17 protein-coding genes and 1 pseudogene are annotated in these 17,001 nt (G+C 70.6%); 13 read left to right on the top strand and 5 right to left on the bottom strand.

The features are described from left to right. Positions 1 to 9 precede the first annotated feature (9 nt). On the bottom strand, positions 10 to 1,809 hold the full coding sequence (locus ABZT93_RS24610) for an AMP-dependent synthetase/ligase (RefSeq protein WP_356108095.1): 1,800 nt from the start codon (positions 1,807 to 1,809) through the stop codon (positions 10 to 12). A gap of 292 nt (positions 1,810 to 2,101) precedes the next feature. On the opposite strand from ABZT93_RS24610, the gene ABZT93_RS24615 reads away from it, so the two are divergent. The 6 genes from ABZT93_RS24615 (at position 2,102) to ABZT93_RS24640 (ending at position 7,111) form a co-directional block, all read left to right on the top strand. Beyond that, positions 2,102 to 2,899: a metallophosphoesterase gene (locus ABZT93_RS24615; RefSeq protein ID WP_356108098.1), complete on the top strand. Its 798-nt coding sequence runs from the start codon at positions 2,102 to 2,104 to the stop codon at positions 2,897 to 2,899. 83 nt (positions 2,900 to 2,982) lie between these two features. Then, positions 2,983 to 3,423 carry an SRPBCC family protein gene (locus tag ABZT93_RS24620; protein WP_356108100.1) on the top strand — a complete coding sequence of 147 codons (441 nt, stop codon included), beginning with the start codon at positions 2,983 to 2,985 and terminating at the stop codon, positions 3,421 to 3,423. A 183-nt stretch (positions 3,424 to 3,606) separates the two neighbouring features. After that, on the top strand, positions 3,607 to 4,764 hold the full coding sequence (locus ABZT93_RS24625; protein WP_356108103.1) for an ArsA-related P-loop ATPase: 1,158 nt from the start codon (positions 3,607 to 3,609) through the stop codon (positions 4,762 to 4,764). Between the two features lie 57 nt (positions 4,765 to 4,821). Then, the gene (locus tag ABZT93_RS24630) at positions 4,822 to 5,304 is read left to right on the top strand and encodes a DUF5304 family protein (protein ID WP_356108105.1); all 483 of its coding nucleotides are present in this window, start codon (positions 4,822 to 4,824) and stop codon (positions 5,302 to 5,304) included. 67 nt (positions 5,305 to 5,371) lie between these two features. Further along, complete coding sequence (locus tag ABZT93_RS24635) at positions 5,372 to 6,325, top strand: ROK family glucokinase (RefSeq protein ID WP_031061936.1); 954 nt, start codon at positions 5,372 to 5,374, stop codon at positions 6,323 to 6,325. Between the two features lie 78 nt (positions 6,326 to 6,403). Beyond that, entirely contained in the window at positions 6,404 to 7,111 is a 708-nt protein-coding gene (locus tag ABZT93_RS24640; protein ID WP_356108108.1) for an endonuclease/exonuclease/phosphatase family protein, read from the top strand. 6 nt (positions 7,112 to 7,117) lie between these two features. Here the strand turns inward: ABZT93_RS24640 and ABZT93_RS24645 are convergent, their stop codons facing one another. After that, positions 7,118 to 7,705: a hypothetical protein gene (locus ABZT93_RS24645; RefSeq protein WP_356108109.1), complete on the bottom strand. Its 588-nt coding sequence runs from the start codon at positions 7,703 to 7,705 to the stop codon at positions 7,118 to 7,120. After that, positions 7,698 to 8,477, bottom strand: a complete 780-nt coding sequence (locus tag ABZT93_RS24650; protein WP_356108111.1) for an alpha/beta fold hydrolase — start codon at positions 8,475 to 8,477, stop codon at positions 7,698 to 7,700. Before ABZT93_RS24650 ends, ABZT93_RS24645 begins: the two co-directional genes overlap by 8 nt. 147 nt (positions 8,478 to 8,624) lie before the next feature. Here ABZT93_RS24650 and ABZT93_RS24655 point away from each other — a divergent pair, with 147 nt between their 5' ends. Genes ABZT93_RS24655 through ABZT93_RS24675 form a run of 5 tightly spaced genes read left to right on the top strand, consistent with a single transcriptional unit; the run spans position 8,625 to position 13,464 of the window. Then, entirely contained in the window at positions 8,625 to 9,389 is a 765-nt protein-coding gene (locus ABZT93_RS24655) for a lysophospholipid acyltransferase family protein (RefSeq protein WP_356108147.1), read from the top strand. 39 nt (positions 9,390 to 9,428) lie between these two features. Beyond that, positions 9,429 to 10,655 carry a DUF5931 domain-containing protein gene (locus ABZT93_RS24660; protein ID WP_356108113.1) on the top strand — a complete coding sequence of 409 codons (1,227 nt, stop codon included), beginning with the start codon at positions 9,429 to 9,431 and terminating at the stop codon, positions 10,653 to 10,655. Next, on the top strand, positions 10,652 to 11,326 hold the full coding sequence (locus ABZT93_RS24665) for a response regulator transcription factor (RefSeq protein WP_356108116.1): 675 nt from the start codon (positions 10,652 to 10,654) through the stop codon (positions 11,324 to 11,326). The genes ABZT93_RS24660 and ABZT93_RS24665 overlap by 4 nt, the downstream gene beginning before the upstream one ends. Positions 11,327 to 11,379: 53 nt before the next feature. Beyond that, a complete protein-coding gene (locus ABZT93_RS24670; RefSeq protein ID WP_356108119.1) occupies positions 11,380 to 12,408 on the top strand; it encodes a 6-phosphofructokinase in 1,029 nt (342 codons plus the stop codon). 60 nt (positions 12,409 to 12,468) lie between these two features. Continuing rightward, positions 12,469 to 13,464: a 2-hydroxyacid dehydrogenase gene (locus tag ABZT93_RS24675; RefSeq protein ID WP_356108121.1), complete on the top strand. Its 996-nt coding sequence runs from the start codon at positions 12,469 to 12,471 to the stop codon at positions 13,462 to 13,464. Here ABZT93_RS24675 and ABZT93_RS24680 read toward each other — a convergent pair. Further along, entirely contained in the window at positions 13,416 to 15,296 is a 1,881-nt protein-coding gene (locus ABZT93_RS24680; RefSeq protein ID WP_356108124.1) for an anthranilate synthase family protein, read from the bottom strand. The genes ABZT93_RS24675 and ABZT93_RS24680 overlap by 49 nt on opposite strands. A gap of 102 nt (positions 15,297 to 15,398) precedes the next feature. Beyond that, entirely contained in the window at positions 15,399 to 15,455 is a 57-nt protein-coding gene (locus tag ABZT93_RS24685; RefSeq protein WP_123970384.1) for a trp operon leader peptide, read from the bottom strand. 96 nt (positions 15,456 to 15,551) lie between these two features. On the opposite strand from ABZT93_RS24685, the gene ABZT93_RS24690 reads away from it, so the two are divergent. Beyond that, positions 15,552 to 16,904, top strand: a complete 1,353-nt coding sequence (locus ABZT93_RS24690) for a class II 3-deoxy-7-phosphoheptulonate synthase (RefSeq protein ID WP_356108127.1) — start codon at positions 15,552 to 15,554, stop codon at positions 16,902 to 16,904. Position 16,905: 1 nt separating this feature from the next. Beyond that, a pseudogene (locus ABZT93_RS24695) lies at positions 16,906 to 17,001 on the top strand (short chain dehydrogenase); the annotation flags it as partial.

A 17,001-nucleotide genomic window follows, 5' to 3' on the forward strand; every position in this document is an offset into this window, starting at 1 on the left:
TCAGAAGGCTTACTGCTTCGCGTAGATCGCCTCGATCTCGGCCGCGTAGTCCTTCGCCACCACATTGCGCTTGAGCTTCAGGGACGGCGTGAGGTGGCCCGTCTCCTCCGTGAACTGGGAGGACAGAATGCGGAACTTCCGCACCGATTCCGCCTTCGACACCGCGGCGTTGCCGTCGTCGATCGCGGCCTGGATCGCAGCGTTCAGGTCCGCGTCCCCGGCCAGTGACGCCGCGGTGGAACCCGCCGGTTTGCCGTGCTCCTCGGCCCAACGGCCCAGGAACTCCTCGTCGATGGTGACCAGCGCGCCCACGAACGGCCGCCCGTCGCCCACCACCATGCACTCCGCGACCAGCGCGTGCGCCCGGATACGGTCCTCGATCACGGCCGGGGCGACGTTCTTGCCGCCCGCGGTGACGATGATCTCCTTCTTGCGGCCGGTGATCCTCAGGTAGCCGTCCTCGTCGAGGGTGCCGATGTCACCGGTGTGGAACCAGCCGTCGGTGAGCGCCTCGGCGGTCGCGGCCTCGTTGTTCCAGTAGCCCTTGAACAGGTGCTCGCCGTGCAGCAGCACCTCGCCGTCGTCCGCGATCCGGATCACCGAGCCCGGCAGCGGCTGCCCGACGGTGCCGATCTTCGTACGGTCCCAGGGGTTGAACGCGGTCGCGGCGCACGACTCGGTCAGGCCGTAGCCCTCCAGGACCGTGAAGCCGATACCGCGGAAGAAGTGCCCGAGGCGCTCGCCGAGCGGGGCGCCGCCGGAGATGGCGTACTCGCCGCGACCGCCCAGCACGGCCCGCAGCTTGCTGTAGACCAGCTTGTCGAAGGTCTTGTACTTGATCTTCAGACCGAGCGACGGGCCCGACGGGGTGTCCAGCGCCTTGCTGTAGGCGATCGCCGTGTCGGCGGCCTTGTCGAAGATCTTGCCCTTGCCGTCCGCCTGCGCCTTGGCGCGGGCCGAGTTGTAGACCTTCTCGAAGACGCGCGGGACGCCGAGGATCAGCGTCGGCCGGAAGGACGCCAGTTCGTCGGTGAGCTGCTTGATGTCCGGGACCATGCCCAGCTTGATCGGCGCCATCATCGGCGCGATCTGCACCAGCCGGCCGAAGACGTGCGCGAGCGGCAGGAACAGCAGGACCGAGCACTCGCCGGTGCGGAACAGCGGGCGCAGCCGCTCCACGATGTTGCCGCACTCCGCGAAGAAGCTGCGGTGGGTCAGCACACAGCCCTTGGGACGGCCGGTGGTGCCGGAGGTGTACACGATGGTCGCCGGGTCGTCGGCCTTCGCCAGCGAGCTGCGCTCCTCCACGGCCGCGTCGCTGATGTCCTTGCCCGCGCGGCCCAGCTCCTCGACCCCGCCGCCCTCGATCTGCCACACGTGCTTGAGCGCGGGCAGCTGCTCGCGCACCGACTCGACGGCCGCGCTGTGACCGTCCAGCTCCACGACACAGGCGGTCGCGCCCGAGTCGGAGAGGATCCACTGGATCTGCTCGGGTGAACTGGTCTCGTACACCGGCACCGTGATCGCGCCCGCGCTCCAGATCGCGAAGTCGAGCAGCGTCCACTCGTAGCGGGTACGGGACATCAGACCGACCCGGTCGCCCGGCTGCACACCGGAGGCGATGAGCCCCTTGGCGGCGGCGTGCACCTCGGCAAGGAAGGCCGTGGCCGTCACGTCCTGCCACTGACCGCCCACCTTGCGGGCGATGACGGCGACGTCAGGATGCTGCGCGGCGTTTCTACGGACGATGTCGGTGAGATTGCCGTCCGCAGGGACCTCGTACAAAGCCGGAAGGCTGAACTCGCGCAAGACTGCTGCTCCTCATAGGGCGCCGGCGCCACGACGTTGTGTGATGCGACGGTCGGTCCAAGGCTCGGGCAGGTACTCAGGGTTTCAGTAATTGAAAGCTGAGCACGACTGGACTGCCCGGACGTTACCCGCCGGTATGGCTTCTTCGACAGGGGGTCCCGGCGAGATGTTCGCTGCGTCACACGGATTGGGGTTCTCCGGCACAGTAGTCCACCTGCTTACTGACTGGCCAGTAACCGCAGCCCCGGTCGGCACTGTTCACGTATGCCCCACAGGCCTACCCTTGATCGTCATGGCACCCACACCGGCCGGAAACCGGAAGACACGCGTACATGTGGTCAGTGACGTGCACGGCAACGCCCGTGACCTGGCCAGAGCCGGCGAGGGTGCCGATGCCCTGATCTGTCTGGGCGACCTGGTGCTGTTCCTGGACTACGCCGACCACTCGCGCGGCATCTTCCCCGATCTGTTCGGGACGGAGAACGCCGACCTGATCGTGGAACTGCGCACCGCCCGCCGCTTCGAGGAGGCGCGGGAACTCGGGGCCCGCCTGTGGGGCGGGATCGGCGCCGACCGGGCCTCCGTGATCGAGACGGCGGTGCGCAAGCAGTACGCCGAGATGTTCGCCGCGTTCCCGACACCGACGTATGCCACCTACGGCAATGTCGACATGCCGCCGCTGTGGCCGGAATACGCCGGTCCCGGCACGACCGTGCTCGACGGCGAACGGGTGGAGATCGGCGGCTGGACGTTCGGCTTCGTCGGCGGTGGTCTCAGAACCCCCATGCGGACGCCGTACGAGATCAGCGACGAGGAGTACGCGGCGAAGATCGAGGCGGTCGGCGAGGTGGACGTGCTGTGCACACACATCCCGCCAGAGGTGCCCGAGCTGGTCTACGACACGGTGGCGCGGCGGTTCGAACGGGGGAGCCGGGCGCTGCTGGCCGCGATCCGCCACACCCGGCCCCGCTACTCGCTGTTCGGCCATGTCCACCAGCCCCTGGTCCGGCGGATGCGGATCGGGGCGACCGAGTGCGTGAATGTCGGGCACTTCGCGGGGAGCGGCAAGCCGTGGGCGCTGGAATGGTGACTCCGTCCGCGCGGTAGCCTTCACGCTGCACAGACGTGCGTACCACCCTTCCTCACCGGACCTTATCTGGAGGAGCCACGGCGATGGCGGAACACACCAGTTCGAGCATCACGATCGAAGCTGCGCCGGCCGACGTCATGGCCGTGATCGCAGACTTCGCCCGCTACCCGGACTGGACGGGTGAGGTGAAGCAGGCGGAGGTGCTCTCCACGGACCCCTCCGGCCGTGCCGAGCAGGTCCGGCTGGTCATGGACGCGGGCGCCATCAAGGACGACCAGGTCCTCGGCTACACGTGGACCGGCGAGAACGAGGTCTCCTGGACGCTCGTCAAGTCCCAGATGCTGCGGCAGCTGGACGGTTCGTACGTGCTGAAGCCGGCGGGGGCGGGGGCGACGGAGGTCACCTACCTGCTGACGGTCGACGTCAAGATCCCGATGCTGGGCATGATCAAGCGCAAGGCGGAGAAGGTCATCATCGACCGGGCGCTGGCGGGTCTGAAGAAGCGGGTGGAGTCGGGGCAGTAGGGGGACGCCGGTTCGCTGTCGGCTGCGGGCCGGTGGGGGCCGGTCGCGCAGTTCCCCGCGCTGGATGGGCCGCGACTGCACCCACCCAGGGGCGCGGGGAACTGCGCGACCAGCCACGACGCGCCCGCAGCCGCAAGACGGCACAGCGAGGCACGTCCCCGGCGTCCGTTACGGTTCACCCCTATGCGCACCATCCTGATCACCGGCCCCGGCGGCAGCGGTCGTACGACGGTCGCCGCCGCCACCGCGCTCGCCGCCGCCCGCGAGGGAACCCGCACCCTGGTGCTGAGCGCCGACCGGACAGACACCCTGGGGGCGGTCCTCGGCGCGAGAACGGGCCCCACCCCCACCCAGGTCACCCCCACCCTCACCGCCTGGCGCCCCGACGCCACCGCCGGTTTCCGCGACGATCTCGCCGCATTCCAGGACCGTGCCTCCAACGTGCTCGACCTGCTCGGCGCCTCCCGTCTGGACCCCGAGGAGGTCACCCCCCTCCCCGGCGCCGAGGAACTCACCCTGCTGCGCGCCCTGCGCGACGCGGCCCTCTCCGAGCGGCACGAGCTGCTCGTCGTGGACCTGCCGCCCACCCAGCAGGCCCTCGCGCTCCTCTCCCTCCCCGAGGAACTGCGCCGCTACCTGCGCCGACTCCTGCCCGCCGAGCGCCAGGCGGCCGCCGGCCTGCGCCCCGTGCTCGGGCGGCTCGCCGGCGTCCCCATGCCCTCGGAGTGGCTGTACGAGACCGCCGCCCGCTGGGACACGGAACTCGGCGCGGTCCAGGCCGTCCTCGCCGACCGGCGGGCCGTCGTACGACTCGTCGCCGAACCCGGGCCCGCCGGCACCGACGCCGTACGGGCCGCGAGCCTCGCCCTCGCCCTGCGCGGCCTGCGCCCCGACACCCTGGTGGCCAACCGCGTCGTACCGGAGGACTGGCCCGCAGGCCTTGTCGCCCAGCAGCGCAAGGCCCTGGAGGAGTGGCAGGAGTCGTACGAGGTCCAGGCCGTCCCGCATCTCGGCCACGACCCGCGCGGCGGCGACGATCTCGGCGCCCTCACCGTCCCCGGGGTCAACGACACGACGTCCACCGTCGAGTGGCCCGTGGCCGATCACCTGGCCGACAGCGGGGTGCTGGTGTGGCACATCCCGCTGCCCGGCGCCGTCCGCGACGAGCTGGACCTGATCCGGCGCGGCGACGAACTCCTCGTCAGCGCCGGGCAGTTCCGCAGGATCGTCCCGCTGCCCTCGGCCCTGCGCCGCTGCACCGTCGCCGGCGCCGCCCTGCGCGAGGGCGAGCTGCGGATCCGCTTCGCGCCGGACCCGGATCTGTGGCCCCGCACCCCGTGAACCACGTACGCCCATTCGGGTAACGTCGTAGAGACGAACCGTAGTCAGGAGGTCGTCATGAGCGAAGAGCTCCCCCCGCCCGACGCCGCGGACCGCGAGCCCGTGGACGCCGTGGACGAGGTGCGGGCGACCGACGCCGACGCGTGGGCGACGGCGGTCGCGGAGGATCTCGCGGCGGAGAAGGCCCGCCGCCGCACCCAGTACGGCCCGCCCCCGGGCTCGGCCGCCGAGGAACTGCGCAAGCTCGTCGACAACGTCGCCGAGAAGCTGTCAGGCATCCAGTCCCCCCTCCTCGGAGGCATCGCCGGACCCGCCGCCCAGCAGGTGGTCAAACAGGTCGTCCAGCAGGCCAAGGCCGCCGTCGAGCCGGTCATCGAGCGCAACCCCGACGTCTTCGACCACCTCGCCGCCGCCGGTGGCGAACTCCTCGCCGCGTACCGCTCCGCGGTCCAGGCGCAGGAACAGCGCTGGAGCCGGCGTGACGACACCCTGCGCGACAAGGGCGAGGACCCCGGCCCCGAACGCATCGACTTGGACTGAAACCCCCTGACGGCAGGGCCTCGGGTACGGTTGGCCGTAGCGGGGCTCGACCGAAACTGAGGGATTCATGGGACTCACCATCGGCGTCGACATCGGCGGCACGAAGATCGCGGCCGGCGTGGTCGATGAGGAAGGCAACATCCTCTCGACCCACAAGGTGCCGACCCCGGGCACGGCCGAAGGCATCGTGGACGCGATCGCCTCGGCGGTGGAGGGCGCGCGCGCCGGGCACGCGATCGTGGGCGTGGGCATCGGTGCGGCCGGATACGTCAACCGCCAGCGCTCGGAGGTCTACTTCGCCCCCAACATCCACTGGCGCAACGAGCCGCTGAAGGAGAAGGTCGAGACCCGTGTCGGCCTTCCGGTCGTCGTGGAGAACGACGCCAACGCGGCCGCGTGGGGCGAGTACAAGTTCGGCGCGGGCAAGGGCCACCGCAACGTCATCTGCATCACGCTCGGCACCGGCCTCGGCGGCGGCATCATCATCGGCAACAAGCTGCGCCGCGGCCACTTCGGTGTCGCGGCCGAGTTCGGCCACATCCGGATGGTCCCGGACGGGCTGTTGTGCGGCTGCGGTTCGCAGGGCTGCTGGGAGCAGTACGCCTCCGGCCGTGCCCTGGTGAGGTACGCCAAGCAGCGCGCCAACGCCACCCCGGAGAACGCCGAGATCCTCCTCGGACTCGGCGACGGCAGCCCCGACGGCATCGAGGGCAAGCACATCTCCATGGCCGCCCGCCAGGGCGACCCGGTCGCCGTCGACTCCTACCGCGAGCTCGCCCGCTGGGCCGGAGCGGGCCTCGCCGACCTGGCCTCCCTCTTCGACCCGTCCGCCTTCATCGTCGGCGGCGGCCTGTCCGACGAGGGCGAACTGGTTCTGGACCCGATCCGCAAGTCCTACAAGCGCTGGCTGGTGGGCGGCAACTGGCGCCCGGTGGCCGACGTCATCGCGGCCCAACTGGGCAACAAGGCGGGCCTGGTGGGCGCGGCGGACCTGGCGAGAGAGCCGGACCCGATCATGTAGGGGTGTCGTCGCCTGCTCAGGGGCGCGGGGCTGTCGCAGTCGGTCCTCGCGCCCCCCATGGGGCGTAGATTGATCCACATGGTTCCGGTCAAAGTCCTGAGCTACAACATCCGCTCGATGCGGGACGACACAGACGCGCTGGCCCGAGTCATCCGGGCCTGCGAACCAGATCTCGTCCTCATCCAGGAAGCCCCCCGCTTCTTCCGCTGGCGCAAGAAACTCGCCAGGCTGGCGTCAGCCACAGGACTGGTCGTCCTCACCGGAGGCGGTACCGCGGCGGGCCCCGCGATCCTCTGCGACCTGCGTGCCACCGTCGAACGCACCGAGGACGTCCTCCTCCCCCTGACCCCCGGCCAGCACCGAAGGGGCTTCGCCACAGCCGTCGTACGACTCGGCGGCGCCCGGCTCGGCGTCCTGAGCTGTCACCTGTCGTTGCGGAAGGACGAGCGCTACGACCAGGCGGGCATGCTCCTCGACCGCCTCGCCGGTATGGGCGTGGAGCACGCCGTCGCGGGCGGCGACCTCAACGAACACCCCGCAGGCCCCGCCTTCACCCGCATCGCGGACAGCCTTCAGGACTGCTGGGCGACCAGCCCCACCGGCGGCGAACCCACCTGGACCCGCACCGAACCCCACCGGCGCATCGACGCGATCTTCGCCACGAAGGGCATCGAGGTGGTCGGCTGCGGGGTCCCCACGGACCTTCCGGGAATCACCGAGGCAGACCTGAGGGCGGCCACCGACCATCTCCCGGTCCTGGCCACCCTCGACATTCCCGCGACCTGAGCCGGACTAGACGACGGCCCCCCGGCCGGGACCCTCGTCGTCCTCGTCGTCCGCCCGCATCCGCGTCACCAGCGTGACGAAGCCGCCCAGGAACCCGCCGATGCCCACCGTGGCCAGCCACCACGTCATCTCCCAGCCGAGCAGCACCGCGACCAGCAGCAGCACCGGCCCGCCGAGCACCCCGAGCCAGGCGAACTTGGCGGTGGTGTCGGCGGCGGGCAGAGGAGGCGGCTCCGGCGGCACGAAATGCCCCTCGTCGTCCTCCTCGAAGTCGTCCTCGGACGGCTCCGGCGCACTGTAGTCGCGCGGCCCGACGCCGGGCGCGAAGGAGACGGAACCGCCCAGCGGCTTCGCCGGCTTCTCGTCCGTCTTCGGTCTGGGCTCCGTCTTCTCCGCCGTCACCGTCGGCTCGTCGTTCGTCTCGGTCTCCAGCAGCGCGAGGTCCTCGACCGACTTGAAGGGCTTCGTGCCCGGCGGGTCCGCCGGCTCCTCGCCATACCCGGCGACGATGGCCGCCCACGCGGCCTCCTCGTCGAACGGGACGCCCTGCTCGTCCGGCTCGCGGTCCTCGCGGTCGGAGTCGTGCTCAGCCACGGGCGGCCGTCCCTTCACTGCCGATGCCGGTGGTGTGCCGGCCGATGAACGCGAGGCTCTCGTCGAAAATCCGCTCCGCGTCATGGTCCAACGTCGCCACGTGGTAGCTCTGTTCCAGCACGATCTCAGTTACGTCCGTCGACGACACCCGGCTCAGCACGCGCGCGGAGTCGGCCGCCGGCACCACGTGGTCCTGGGCGCTGCGCAGCACCAGCAGCGGCTGGGTGACCTGCGGCAGCTCGCCGTCGACCTGGCGGAAGAAGGTGCGCAGGGAGTGCGCCGCGTGCAGCGGCACCTTGTCGTACCCCAGCTCGACGCTGCCCTCCTTCTTGATGTCGCTGGCGATCCCGGGCGCCGTACGGACGAAGTGGCGGGCCACCGGAAGGGCGTACGGCGCGAGGCCGTGCATGCGGTTGGCCGGGTTGACGACCACGACGCCGCGCACCGCGTCCCCGTGCTTGGCGGCCAGACGCAGGGCCAGGGTGCCGCCCATCGACAGCCCCGCCACGAACACCGAGCTGCAGCGCTCGGTCAGGGTGCGCAGCTCGCGGTCCACCTCGGCGTACCAGTCCTGCCAGCCGGTGAGGGCCATGTCCTGCCAGCGGGTGCCGTGCCCGGGCAGAAGCGGCAGGGAGACCGTCAGGCCGCGCTCGGCGAGGTACTGGGCCCAGGGCCGCAGCGACTGGGGGGAACCGGTGAAGCCGTGGCAGAGAAGGACACCGGCCTCCCCGCCCTCATGGCGGAACGGCTCGGCTCCGGGGAGGACCGGCACCTAGGTCTCCTGTTCATGAAAGAAGCGTGAGCAAGTCCAGGTGTGGTTCACCGTACGCGACCGCACTGACACCGACCAGGGCCGTCGGACTGTTTGACAGGGCTCCGGGTTAAGGTCTGTTCGACGAACACAGGAGGCACTCGGTTGTTGTACGGCACGATGAAGGTCGCCATCGGAGGGCCACTGAAGGTCGCCTTCAGGCCCTGGGTGGAAGGCCTCGAGAACATTCCCGCCGAGGGCCCCGCCATTCTGGCGAGCAACCACCTCTCGTTCTCCGACTCCTTCTTCCTGCCCGCGGTGCTCGACCGCAAGGTCACCTTCATCGCGAAGGCCGAGTACTTCACGACGCCGGGGGTGAAGGGCCGCCTCACGGCCGCCTTCTTCAAGGGTGTCGGCCAGCTTCCGGTGGACCGCTCCGGCGCGCGCGGCGCGGGCGAGGCAGCCATCAAGAGCGGCCTCGACGTCCTGGAGCGCGGCGAGCTGTTCGGTATCTATCCCGAGGGCACGCGCTCGCCCGACGGCCGTCTGTACCGCGGCAAGCCCGGCGGCCTCGCGCGCGTGGCGCTCGCCAGCGGCGCCCCGGTCATCCCGGTCGCCATGATCGACACCGAGAAGATCCAGCCGCCCGGCAAGGTCATGCCCAAGCTGATGCGGCCGGGCATCCGCATCGGCGAGCCGCTGGACTTCAGCCGCTACCAGGGCATGGAGCACGACCGTTTCGTGCTGCGCGCGGTGACCGACGAGGTCATGTACGAGATCATGAAGCTCTCCGGCCAGGAGTACGTCGACATCTACGCGACCGCCGCCAAGCGGCAGATCTCGGAAGCGGCCAAGGCCGAGAAGGCCGCCAAGGCGGAGAAGGCGGCCAAGGCGGCCGCCGAGAAGGACAAGCCCCAGCAGCCGACGTCCTAGGATCCTGGGACACGGCGGTCGGGGCCGGGGGTGGGGGACATGGCCAAGCAGGTACGCGTCATGCGCATGTCGGTCGAGCAGCCGCTGTGGCGCGCGCTGACCGGATACCGGGTGCTCACCATGCTGTACGCGGTCGGGCTCTTCGCCAGCCAGTACGACGACTTCGACCGGCCCGGCATCGCCATCGCCTACTACGTCGTCCTGTGCGTCTGGACGCTGGCCACGCTGCCCCGCGTCCAGAACGCGGCCGCGTGCACCAAGCGCTTCCTCGCCGTCGACCTCGCGATCGCGCTCACCGGCATCGTGCTGACCCCGCTGGTCGTCGACCAGCACCACATCGACAGCGGCGGCCCCACGCTGCCGTCGATATGGACCGCCGGTTCCGTCCTCGCGTTCGCCATCAAGGGCGGCTGGCGCTGGGCCGCGCTCGCCTCCACACCGGTCGCCGCCGCCAACCTGTTCGAGCGCGGCCAGCCGGCCCGCGACACCGTCCACAACGTGATCCTCGTCTGGGTCGCCTCCATCGCCATCGGCTACGTCGTCGAGGTCGCCCGCGCCTCCGAGCGCACCCTCGCCCGCGCCCTGGAGATCGAGGCGGCGACCCGGGAGCGCGAGCGGCTGGCCCGGGACATCCACGACAGCGTCCTGCAGGTGCTCGCCATGGTGCAGCGCAGGGGCGCGGTCATGGGCGGCGAGGCGGCCGAGCTGGGCCGGATGGCCGGTGAGCAGGAGGTGGCGCTGCGCACCCTGGTCTCCGGCGGGCTGACGTCCGTCTCCCGGGTGTCGCGGGACGCGGCCCAGGGAGCGGTCGTCCACGTCGTCGACGACGAGCCGGACGACGAGTCGGTCGACGGGGCGCTCGACCTGCGCGCGCTGCTCGCCCCGTACGCCTCGGCGAAGGTCTCCCTCGTGGAGCCCGGCGCCCCGGTCCCGCTGCCCCCGCCGGCGGCGCGCGAGCTGGCCGCGGCCGTGGGGGCCGCCCTGGACAACGTGCACCGGCACGCCGGTGAGCACGCGCGTGCGTGGATCCTCGTCGAGGACGAGCCCGACGAGGTGATCGTGACCGTACGGGACGACGGGCCCGGCATCCCCGAGGGCCGGCTCGCGCAGGCCGAGGGGGAGGGGCGGCTCGGGGTGGCCCAGTCGATCCGGGGCCGGCTGCGCGACCTCGGCGGCAGCGCCGAGCTGATCTCGCCTCCGGGGCAGGGCACGGAGGTCGAGCTGAAGGTACCGAAAATCTCACGGGGGAAGGCAGGACAGCGATGAGTGACAAGGGTCCGATCAAGGTCATGGTGGTCGACGACCACCCCATGTGGCGCGACGCGGTCGCCCGGGACCTGGCGGAGTCCGGTCTCGACGTGGTCGCCACCGCGGGCGACGGCGAGCAGGCCGTACGCCGGGCCAAGGCCGCCGGGCCCGACGTGCTGGTGCTCGACCTGAACCTGCCGGTGAAACCCGGCGTCCAGGTCTGCAAGGAACTCGTCGGCCACAACCCGGCCCTGCGCGTCCTCGTCCTGTCGGCGAGCGGTGAGCACGCCGACGTCCTGGAGGCCGTGAAGTCGGGTGCGACCGGCTATCTGCTGAAGTCGGCGTCGACGGACGAACTCCTGGACGCGGTCCGCCGTACGGCCGTCGGCGACCCGGTCTTCACACCCGGCCTCGCCGGGCTGGTCCTCGGCGAGTACCGCCGCCTCGCCTCCGACCCCGCGCCCACCACCGACCCCGACCGGCCGAAGGCCCCGCAGCTCACCGAGCGGGAGACCGAGGTCCTGCGCCTGGTCGCCAAGGGCCTGAGCTACAAGCAGATCGCCGAGCGTCTGGTCATCTCCCACCGCACGGTCCAGAACCACGTCCAGAACACCCTCGGCAAGCTGCAACTCCACAACCGGGTCGAGCTCGTCCGCTACGCCATCGAACGGGGCCTCGACGACGAGTGAGACGCGCGTCACACTGACCCTTCGGCAGGCACCTGCGGCGAAGGGAACTGTCCATGCGTGTCGGAGTACTGACCGGAGGCGGCGACTGCCCCGGCCTCAACGCCGTCATCCGGGCCATAGTCCGCAAGGGCGTACAGGAGTACGGCTATGACTTCACCGGCTTCCGGGACGGCTGGCGAGGTCCACTGGAGGACCGCGCCGTGCGTCTCGACATCCCGGCCGTGCGCGGCATCCTGCCCCGTGGCGGCACCATCCTCGGCTCCTCGCGCACCAATCCGCTGAAGCAGCAGGACGGCATCCGCCGGATCCAGGAGAACCTGGCCGCGCGGGAGATCGAGGCGCTCATAGCGATCGGCGGCGAGGACACGCTCGGTGTCGCGGCGCAGCTCTCCGACCGGCACGCAGTGCCCTGTGTCGGCGTACCGAAGACCATCGACAACGACCTCTCCGCCACCGACTACACCTTCGGCTTCGACACCGCGGTCGGCATCGCCACGGAGGCCATCGACCGCCTGCACACCACCGCCGAGTCCCATATGCGCGTCCTGGTCTGCGAGGTGATGGGCCGTCACGCCGGCTGGATCGCCCTGCACTCCGGTCTCGCCGGCGGTGCCAACGTCATCCTCATCCCCGAGCAGCGCTTCGACGTCGACCAGGTGTGCGCCTGGATCACCTCCCGCTTCAGGGCGTCGTACGCCCCGATCGTGGTCGTCGCCGAGGGGGCCATGCCCAAGGACGGCGACATGGTCCTCAAGGACGAGTCGCTCGACTCCTTCGGACATGTGCGGCTGTCCGGGGTCGGCGAGTGGCTGGCCAAGCAGATCGAGAAGCGCACCGGCAAGGAGGCCCGCACCACCGTCCTCGGGCACATCCAGCGCGGCGGCACCCCCAGCGCCTTCGACCGCTGGCTCGCCACCCGCTTCGGCCTGCACGCCATCGACGCCGTCCGCGACGGCGACTTCGGCAAGATGGTCGCGCTGCGCGGCACCGACATCGTGCGGGTGCCGATCGCGGAGGCGACGGCGAAGCTGAAGACGGTCGATCCGGAGCTGTACGACGAGGTCGGGGTGTTCTTCGGCTGATCCGGCGAGAGTCGGCCGTGGGTCGTATATTCGGCCCATGGCCGACCAAAGGGAGACGTCTTGGAGATCCTTGCCTTCGGTGTGCAGGCCGACGAGAAGCCCCTGATCGAGAGCGCGTTCGCCGGCCACCACGAGGTCCGCTGCCTGGACGTCTTCCTCAACGAGGACACCGCCCCCATCGCCTCCGGCTACGAGGCCGTCTCCACCAGCGTCAACGCCGAGCTCGGCGCCCGTGTCCTGGAGCTCCTCGCGGCGGGCGGCACGCGGATGATCGCCCAGCGCTCCACCGGCTTCAACAACATCGACCTCGAGGCGGCCGAGCGCCTCGGCCTGACGGTCGCCCGGGTCTCGTACTACTCGCCGTACTCGGTCGCCGAGTTCGCCTGGGCCCTCGCCATGGCGGTCAACCGCCGTGTCGTGCGCGCCTCCACGCGTACGCGTGACTTCGACTTCCGCCTCGACGGCCTGATGGGCCGCGACATGCACGGCCGTACCGTCGGCGTCCTCGGCACCGGCAAGATCGGCGAGGCCTTCACCCGGATCGCCCACGGCTTCGGCATGCGGCTGCTCGGCTGGGACGTCGCCGAGAACCCCGGCTGCCTGGAACTCGGCATGAAGTACGTCCCCAAGGAACAGCTTCTCGCCGAGTCCGACCTGATCACCCTGCACGTCCCGCTGATGCCGGAGACCACCCACCTCCTCGACGCCGACGCCCTGAAGGCCATGAAGGACGACGCGATCCTGGTCAACTCCAGCCGCGGCGGCCTCATCGACACCGCGGCCCTCGTCACCGAACTGCGCGCCGGCCGCTTCGCGGGCGTCGGCCTCGACGTGTACGAGGCGGAGGCGGGCCTGTTCTACGTCGACCGGTCCCTGGAGGCCATCGAGGACGACACCCTGGCCCGCCTGGTCACCTTCCCGAACGTCCTGGTCACCTCCCACCAGGCCTACTACACCGAGGACGCCGTCGGCCAGATCATCGACGCCACGGTGCGCAACGTCCTCGACTACAGGGCGGGCCGCCGCTCCGGGAACGTGCTGGTACCCCGCAGCTGAGCGACCAGCTCCCGTACGACGGCGGCGCCGTTCAGCGTCAGGACCGACTCCGGGTGGAACTGCACCCCGGCGAAGCCCGGCCCGCGCAGGGCGTGCACCTCGTGGGTGGCGCTCCGGCTCACCTCGATGCCGTGCGCGGCCAGCTCCCGGGCGGCCTCGTCGTCGCAGTGCGCCACGAAGCTGTTGTAGAAGCCGACCGTCTCCGGCCGCCCGAACAGGTCGACCGTCGTCTGCGCCCCCTGGTACAACACTTCCTTCCGTACGATCTCCAGCCCCAGCTCGGCCGCGATCAGCTCATGGCCGAGGCAGACGCCGAGCACGCCGTGCCGGTTCTCGCGGATCACCAGCGCGGTCAGCTCCCGCAGGAACCGCATCTTGGGATCGTGCGGGTCGGACGGGTCGCCGGGACCGGGGCCGAGCACGACGGGCCCCTCGTGCGCGAGCACCGCGCCCTCGAGGCCGGGCTCGTCGTAACGCCGTACGGTCACCTCCAGGCCGCTCGACCGCAGCACGTGCGCGAGCATCGCCGTGAAGGTGTCCTCGCCGTCGACCACCAGGGCGTGTCCGGTGAGTTCCCCGGACCGCTCCTGCATCCGCAGCCAGAAAGGGGCGAGGTGCGCGCGGCGCCCGTCGAGCGCGGCCCGCACGCGTGGGTCGTCGCCGAGGCTCACGCGCGCGTGCTCCGCGCGCGGCCGGGACGGTCGTACGCCGAGAGCCGCCAGTACTCCCGCCGCCTTCGCGTGGGTCTCCGCGACCTCGCTCACCGGGTCCGAGCCGCGCACGAGGGTCGCGCCGACCGGGACCCTCAGGTGTCCCTCGGTGGAGATGTCCGCCGTGCGGATGAGGATGGGGGAGTCCAGGGTCTGCGCCCCGCCGGAGTCCCGCCCGAGCAGCGCCAGCGCGCCCCCGTAGTAGCCGCGGCCCCCGACCTCGTGCCGCTCGATGACCCGGCAGGCGTTCTGCACCGGAGAGCCGGTGACGGTCGCCGCGAACATCGTCTCTCTGAGGACCTCCCGCACGTCCAGCGAGGACCTGCCGCGCAGTTCGTACTCGGTGTGCGCGAGGTGTGCCATCTCCTTCAGCCGGGGCCCGATGACGACGCCGCCCATGTCACCGACGGTGCACATCATCTTGAGCTCCTCGTCGACGACCATCGACAGCTCCTCGATCTCCTTGCCGTCGGCCAGGAAGCCGAGCAGATGCTCGGGGGTGGGGCCCTCGGCGGGGTAGCGGTAGGTCCCGCTGATCGGGTTCATGACGACGGTCCCGCCGGTCATCCGCACATGCACCTCGGGACTCGCGCCGACCAGGGTGCGCTCGCCGGTGTGGACGACGAAGGTCCAGTACGCGCCCCGCTCGCCCACCAGGAGCCGCCGGAACAGGGCGAGGGCGTCCGCGCGGGAGAATCCCGGGATCTGCCCCTGGTACGTCCGCCGGATCACGAAGTTGGCGCCCTCGCCGCGCCCGATCTCCTCGTGCAGGACACGCCCGACGATCCCGGAGTATTCGTCGTCGGGGACGTCGAAGCCGCCGTTCTCGACGCGGACGTCATGGGTGGGAAGCCGGGTGAGGGCCTCCGCGAGGGAGAGCGTGTGCGTCTCCTCGGGGGTCAGGACGGCGAGCGGGGTCCCGTCGTCCCGTACGTCGAAGCCGCGCTCGCGGATCTGGCGGTAGGGGACGAGCGCGAGGCCCTCGTCGGGGAGGTCGGCGAGCCGGTCGCAGGTGCTGACCGGGCCGACGAGCAGTTCGACGGTGTTCCCGTCGTGGCCGGGGGTACGGCGGCGGAGCAGGGCGAAGGGGCGGTCGTCGTTCAGCAGGCCTGTCAGGTCCATGGTTCCTCTAACTCCCGATCACTCGATGTCGGTGAGGAACGGCCCCGGAAACGCCGAAGGCCGCCCCTCGGGCGGCCTTCGCGAAGTCTTGCGTACGCGCAGTCAGTGGGCCGCCGGATGAGCGGTCCACCACCAGTTCTGGGTCGTCAGCGCGAACATGCGCCGCACCTTACCCCATGTCCGACCCTCGTACCTCGTGTCTCATTTGCTGGGCAAGGCGCTGGAGCCCCGACACGACCCCGTAATGTTGATGCCGTGACCGTGAACGCTAAGACCAGCGCGAGCGCTGGCAACACCTGGCGAGACCTGCCCGCGGCGCAGCAGCCCGAGTACCCCGACACCGAGGCTCTGCGCGCAGTGATCGCGGACCTCGAGTCGTATCCGCCGCTCGTCTTCGCGGGCGAGTGCGACCAGCTGCGCGCCCGGTTGGCGGCCGTCGCCAAGGGAGAGGCGTTCCTCCTCCAGGGCGGCGACTGCGCCGAGGCCTTCGACGCCGTGTCCGCGGACCACATCCGCAACAAGCTCAAGACCCTGCTCCAGATGGGCGCCGTGCTGACGTACGCCGCCTCGGTGCCGGTCGTGAAGGTCGGCCGCATCGCCGGCCAGTACTCCAAGCCGCGCTCCAAGGGAACCGAGACCCGCGACGGCGTGACGCTGCCGACGTACCGGGGCGACTCCGTCAACGGCTTCGAGTTCAACGAGAAGGCCCGTATCCCGGACCCCGAGCGCCTGAAGCGGATGTACAACGCGTCCGCCTCCACGCTCAACCTGGTGCGCGCCTTCACCACCGGCGGCTACGCCGACCTGCGCCAGGTGCACGCCTGGAACCAGGACTTCGTCAAGTCGTCCCCGTCCGGGCAGCGCTACGAGCAGCTGGCCCGGGAGATCGACCAGGCGCTGAACTTCATGCGGGCCTGCGGGACCGACCCGGAGGAGTTCAAGACCGTCGAGTTCTACTCCTCGCACGAGGCGCTGCTGCTGGACTACGAGTCGGCGCTGACCCGCGTGGACTCGCGCACCGGGCGCCTGTACGACGTCTCGGCGCACATGGTGTGGATCGGTGAGCGCACCCGGCAGCTGGACCACGCGCACATCGAGTTCGCGTCGCAGATCCGCAACCCGATCGGCATCAAGCTCGGCCCGACGACCACGGCCGAGGAAGCGCTGCAGTACATCGACCGCCTGGACCCCGACCGCGAGCCCGGCCGGCTGACCTTCATCGTCCGCATGGGCGCCGACAAGGTCCGCGACAAGCTGCCCGAGCTGGTCGAGAAGGTCTCCGCCTCCGGCGCGACCGTCGCCTGGATCACGGACCCGATGCACGGCAACACCTACGAGGCGGCCTCCGGCCACAAGACCCGTCGTTTCGACGACGTGCTCGACGAGGTCAAGGGTTTCTTCGAGGTCCACAAGGGTCTGGGCACCCACCCGGGCGGCATCCACGTCGAGCTCACCGGTGACGACGTCACCGAGTGCGTGGGCGGCGGCGATGAGATCTTCGTCGACGACCTGCACCAGCGCTACGAGACGGCCTGCGACCCCCGGCTCAACCGCAGCCAGTCGCTGGACCTGGCGTTCCTGGTGGCGGAGATGTACCGCGACCAGTAACCGTCGGTTTCGTCGGAGTGGGGCGCGCGTCCTGATCAGCGACGCGCACGCGCGGCGGCTGAAGGAGTACGGCGCCGAGCTGGCCGGGGACTTCCAG

This window comes from Streptomyces sp. NPDC005303 (assembly GCF_040607335.1).
GTDB lineage: Bacteria > Actinomycetota > Actinomycetes > Streptomycetales > Streptomycetaceae > Streptomyces.

Excerpts from the sequence above, each read along its gene's own strand:
- ABZT93_RS24615 (WP_356108098.1), top strand. The coding sequence starts at position 2,102 with ATGGCACCCACACCGGCCGGAAACCGGAAGACACGCGTACATGTGGTC.
- ABZT93_RS24620 (WP_356108100.1), top strand. The coding sequence starts at position 2,983 with ATGGCGGAACACACCAGTTCGAGCATCACGATCGAAGCTGCGCCGGCC.
- ABZT93_RS24625 (WP_356108103.1), top strand. The coding sequence starts at position 3,607 with ATGCGCACCATCCTGATCACCGGCCCCGGCGGCAGCGGTCGTACGACG.
- ABZT93_RS24630 (WP_356108105.1), top strand. The coding sequence starts at position 4,822 with ATGAGCGAAGAGCTCCCCCCGCCCGACGCCGCGGACCGCGAGCCCGTG.
- ABZT93_RS24635 (WP_031061936.1), top strand. The coding sequence starts at position 5,372 with ATGGGACTCACCATCGGCGTCGACATCGGCGGCACGAAGATCGCGGCC.
- ABZT93_RS24640 (WP_356108108.1), top strand. The coding sequence starts at position 6,404 with ATGGTTCCGGTCAAAGTCCTGAGCTACAACATCCGCTCGATGCGGGAC.
- ABZT93_RS24660 (WP_356108113.1), top strand. The coding sequence starts at position 9,429 with ATGGCCAAGCAGGTACGCGTCATGCGCATGTCGGTCGAGCAGCCGCTG.
- ABZT93_RS24665 (WP_356108116.1), top strand. The coding sequence starts at position 10,652 with ATGAGTGACAAGGGTCCGATCAAGGTCATGGTGGTCGACGACCACCCC.
- ABZT93_RS24670 (WP_356108119.1), top strand. The coding sequence starts at position 11,380 with ATGCGTGTCGGAGTACTGACCGGAGGCGGCGACTGCCCCGGCCTCAAC.
- ABZT93_RS24680 (WP_356108124.1), bottom strand. The coding sequence starts at position 15,296 with ATGGACCTGACAGGCCTGCTGAACGACGACCGCCCCTTCGCCCTGCTC.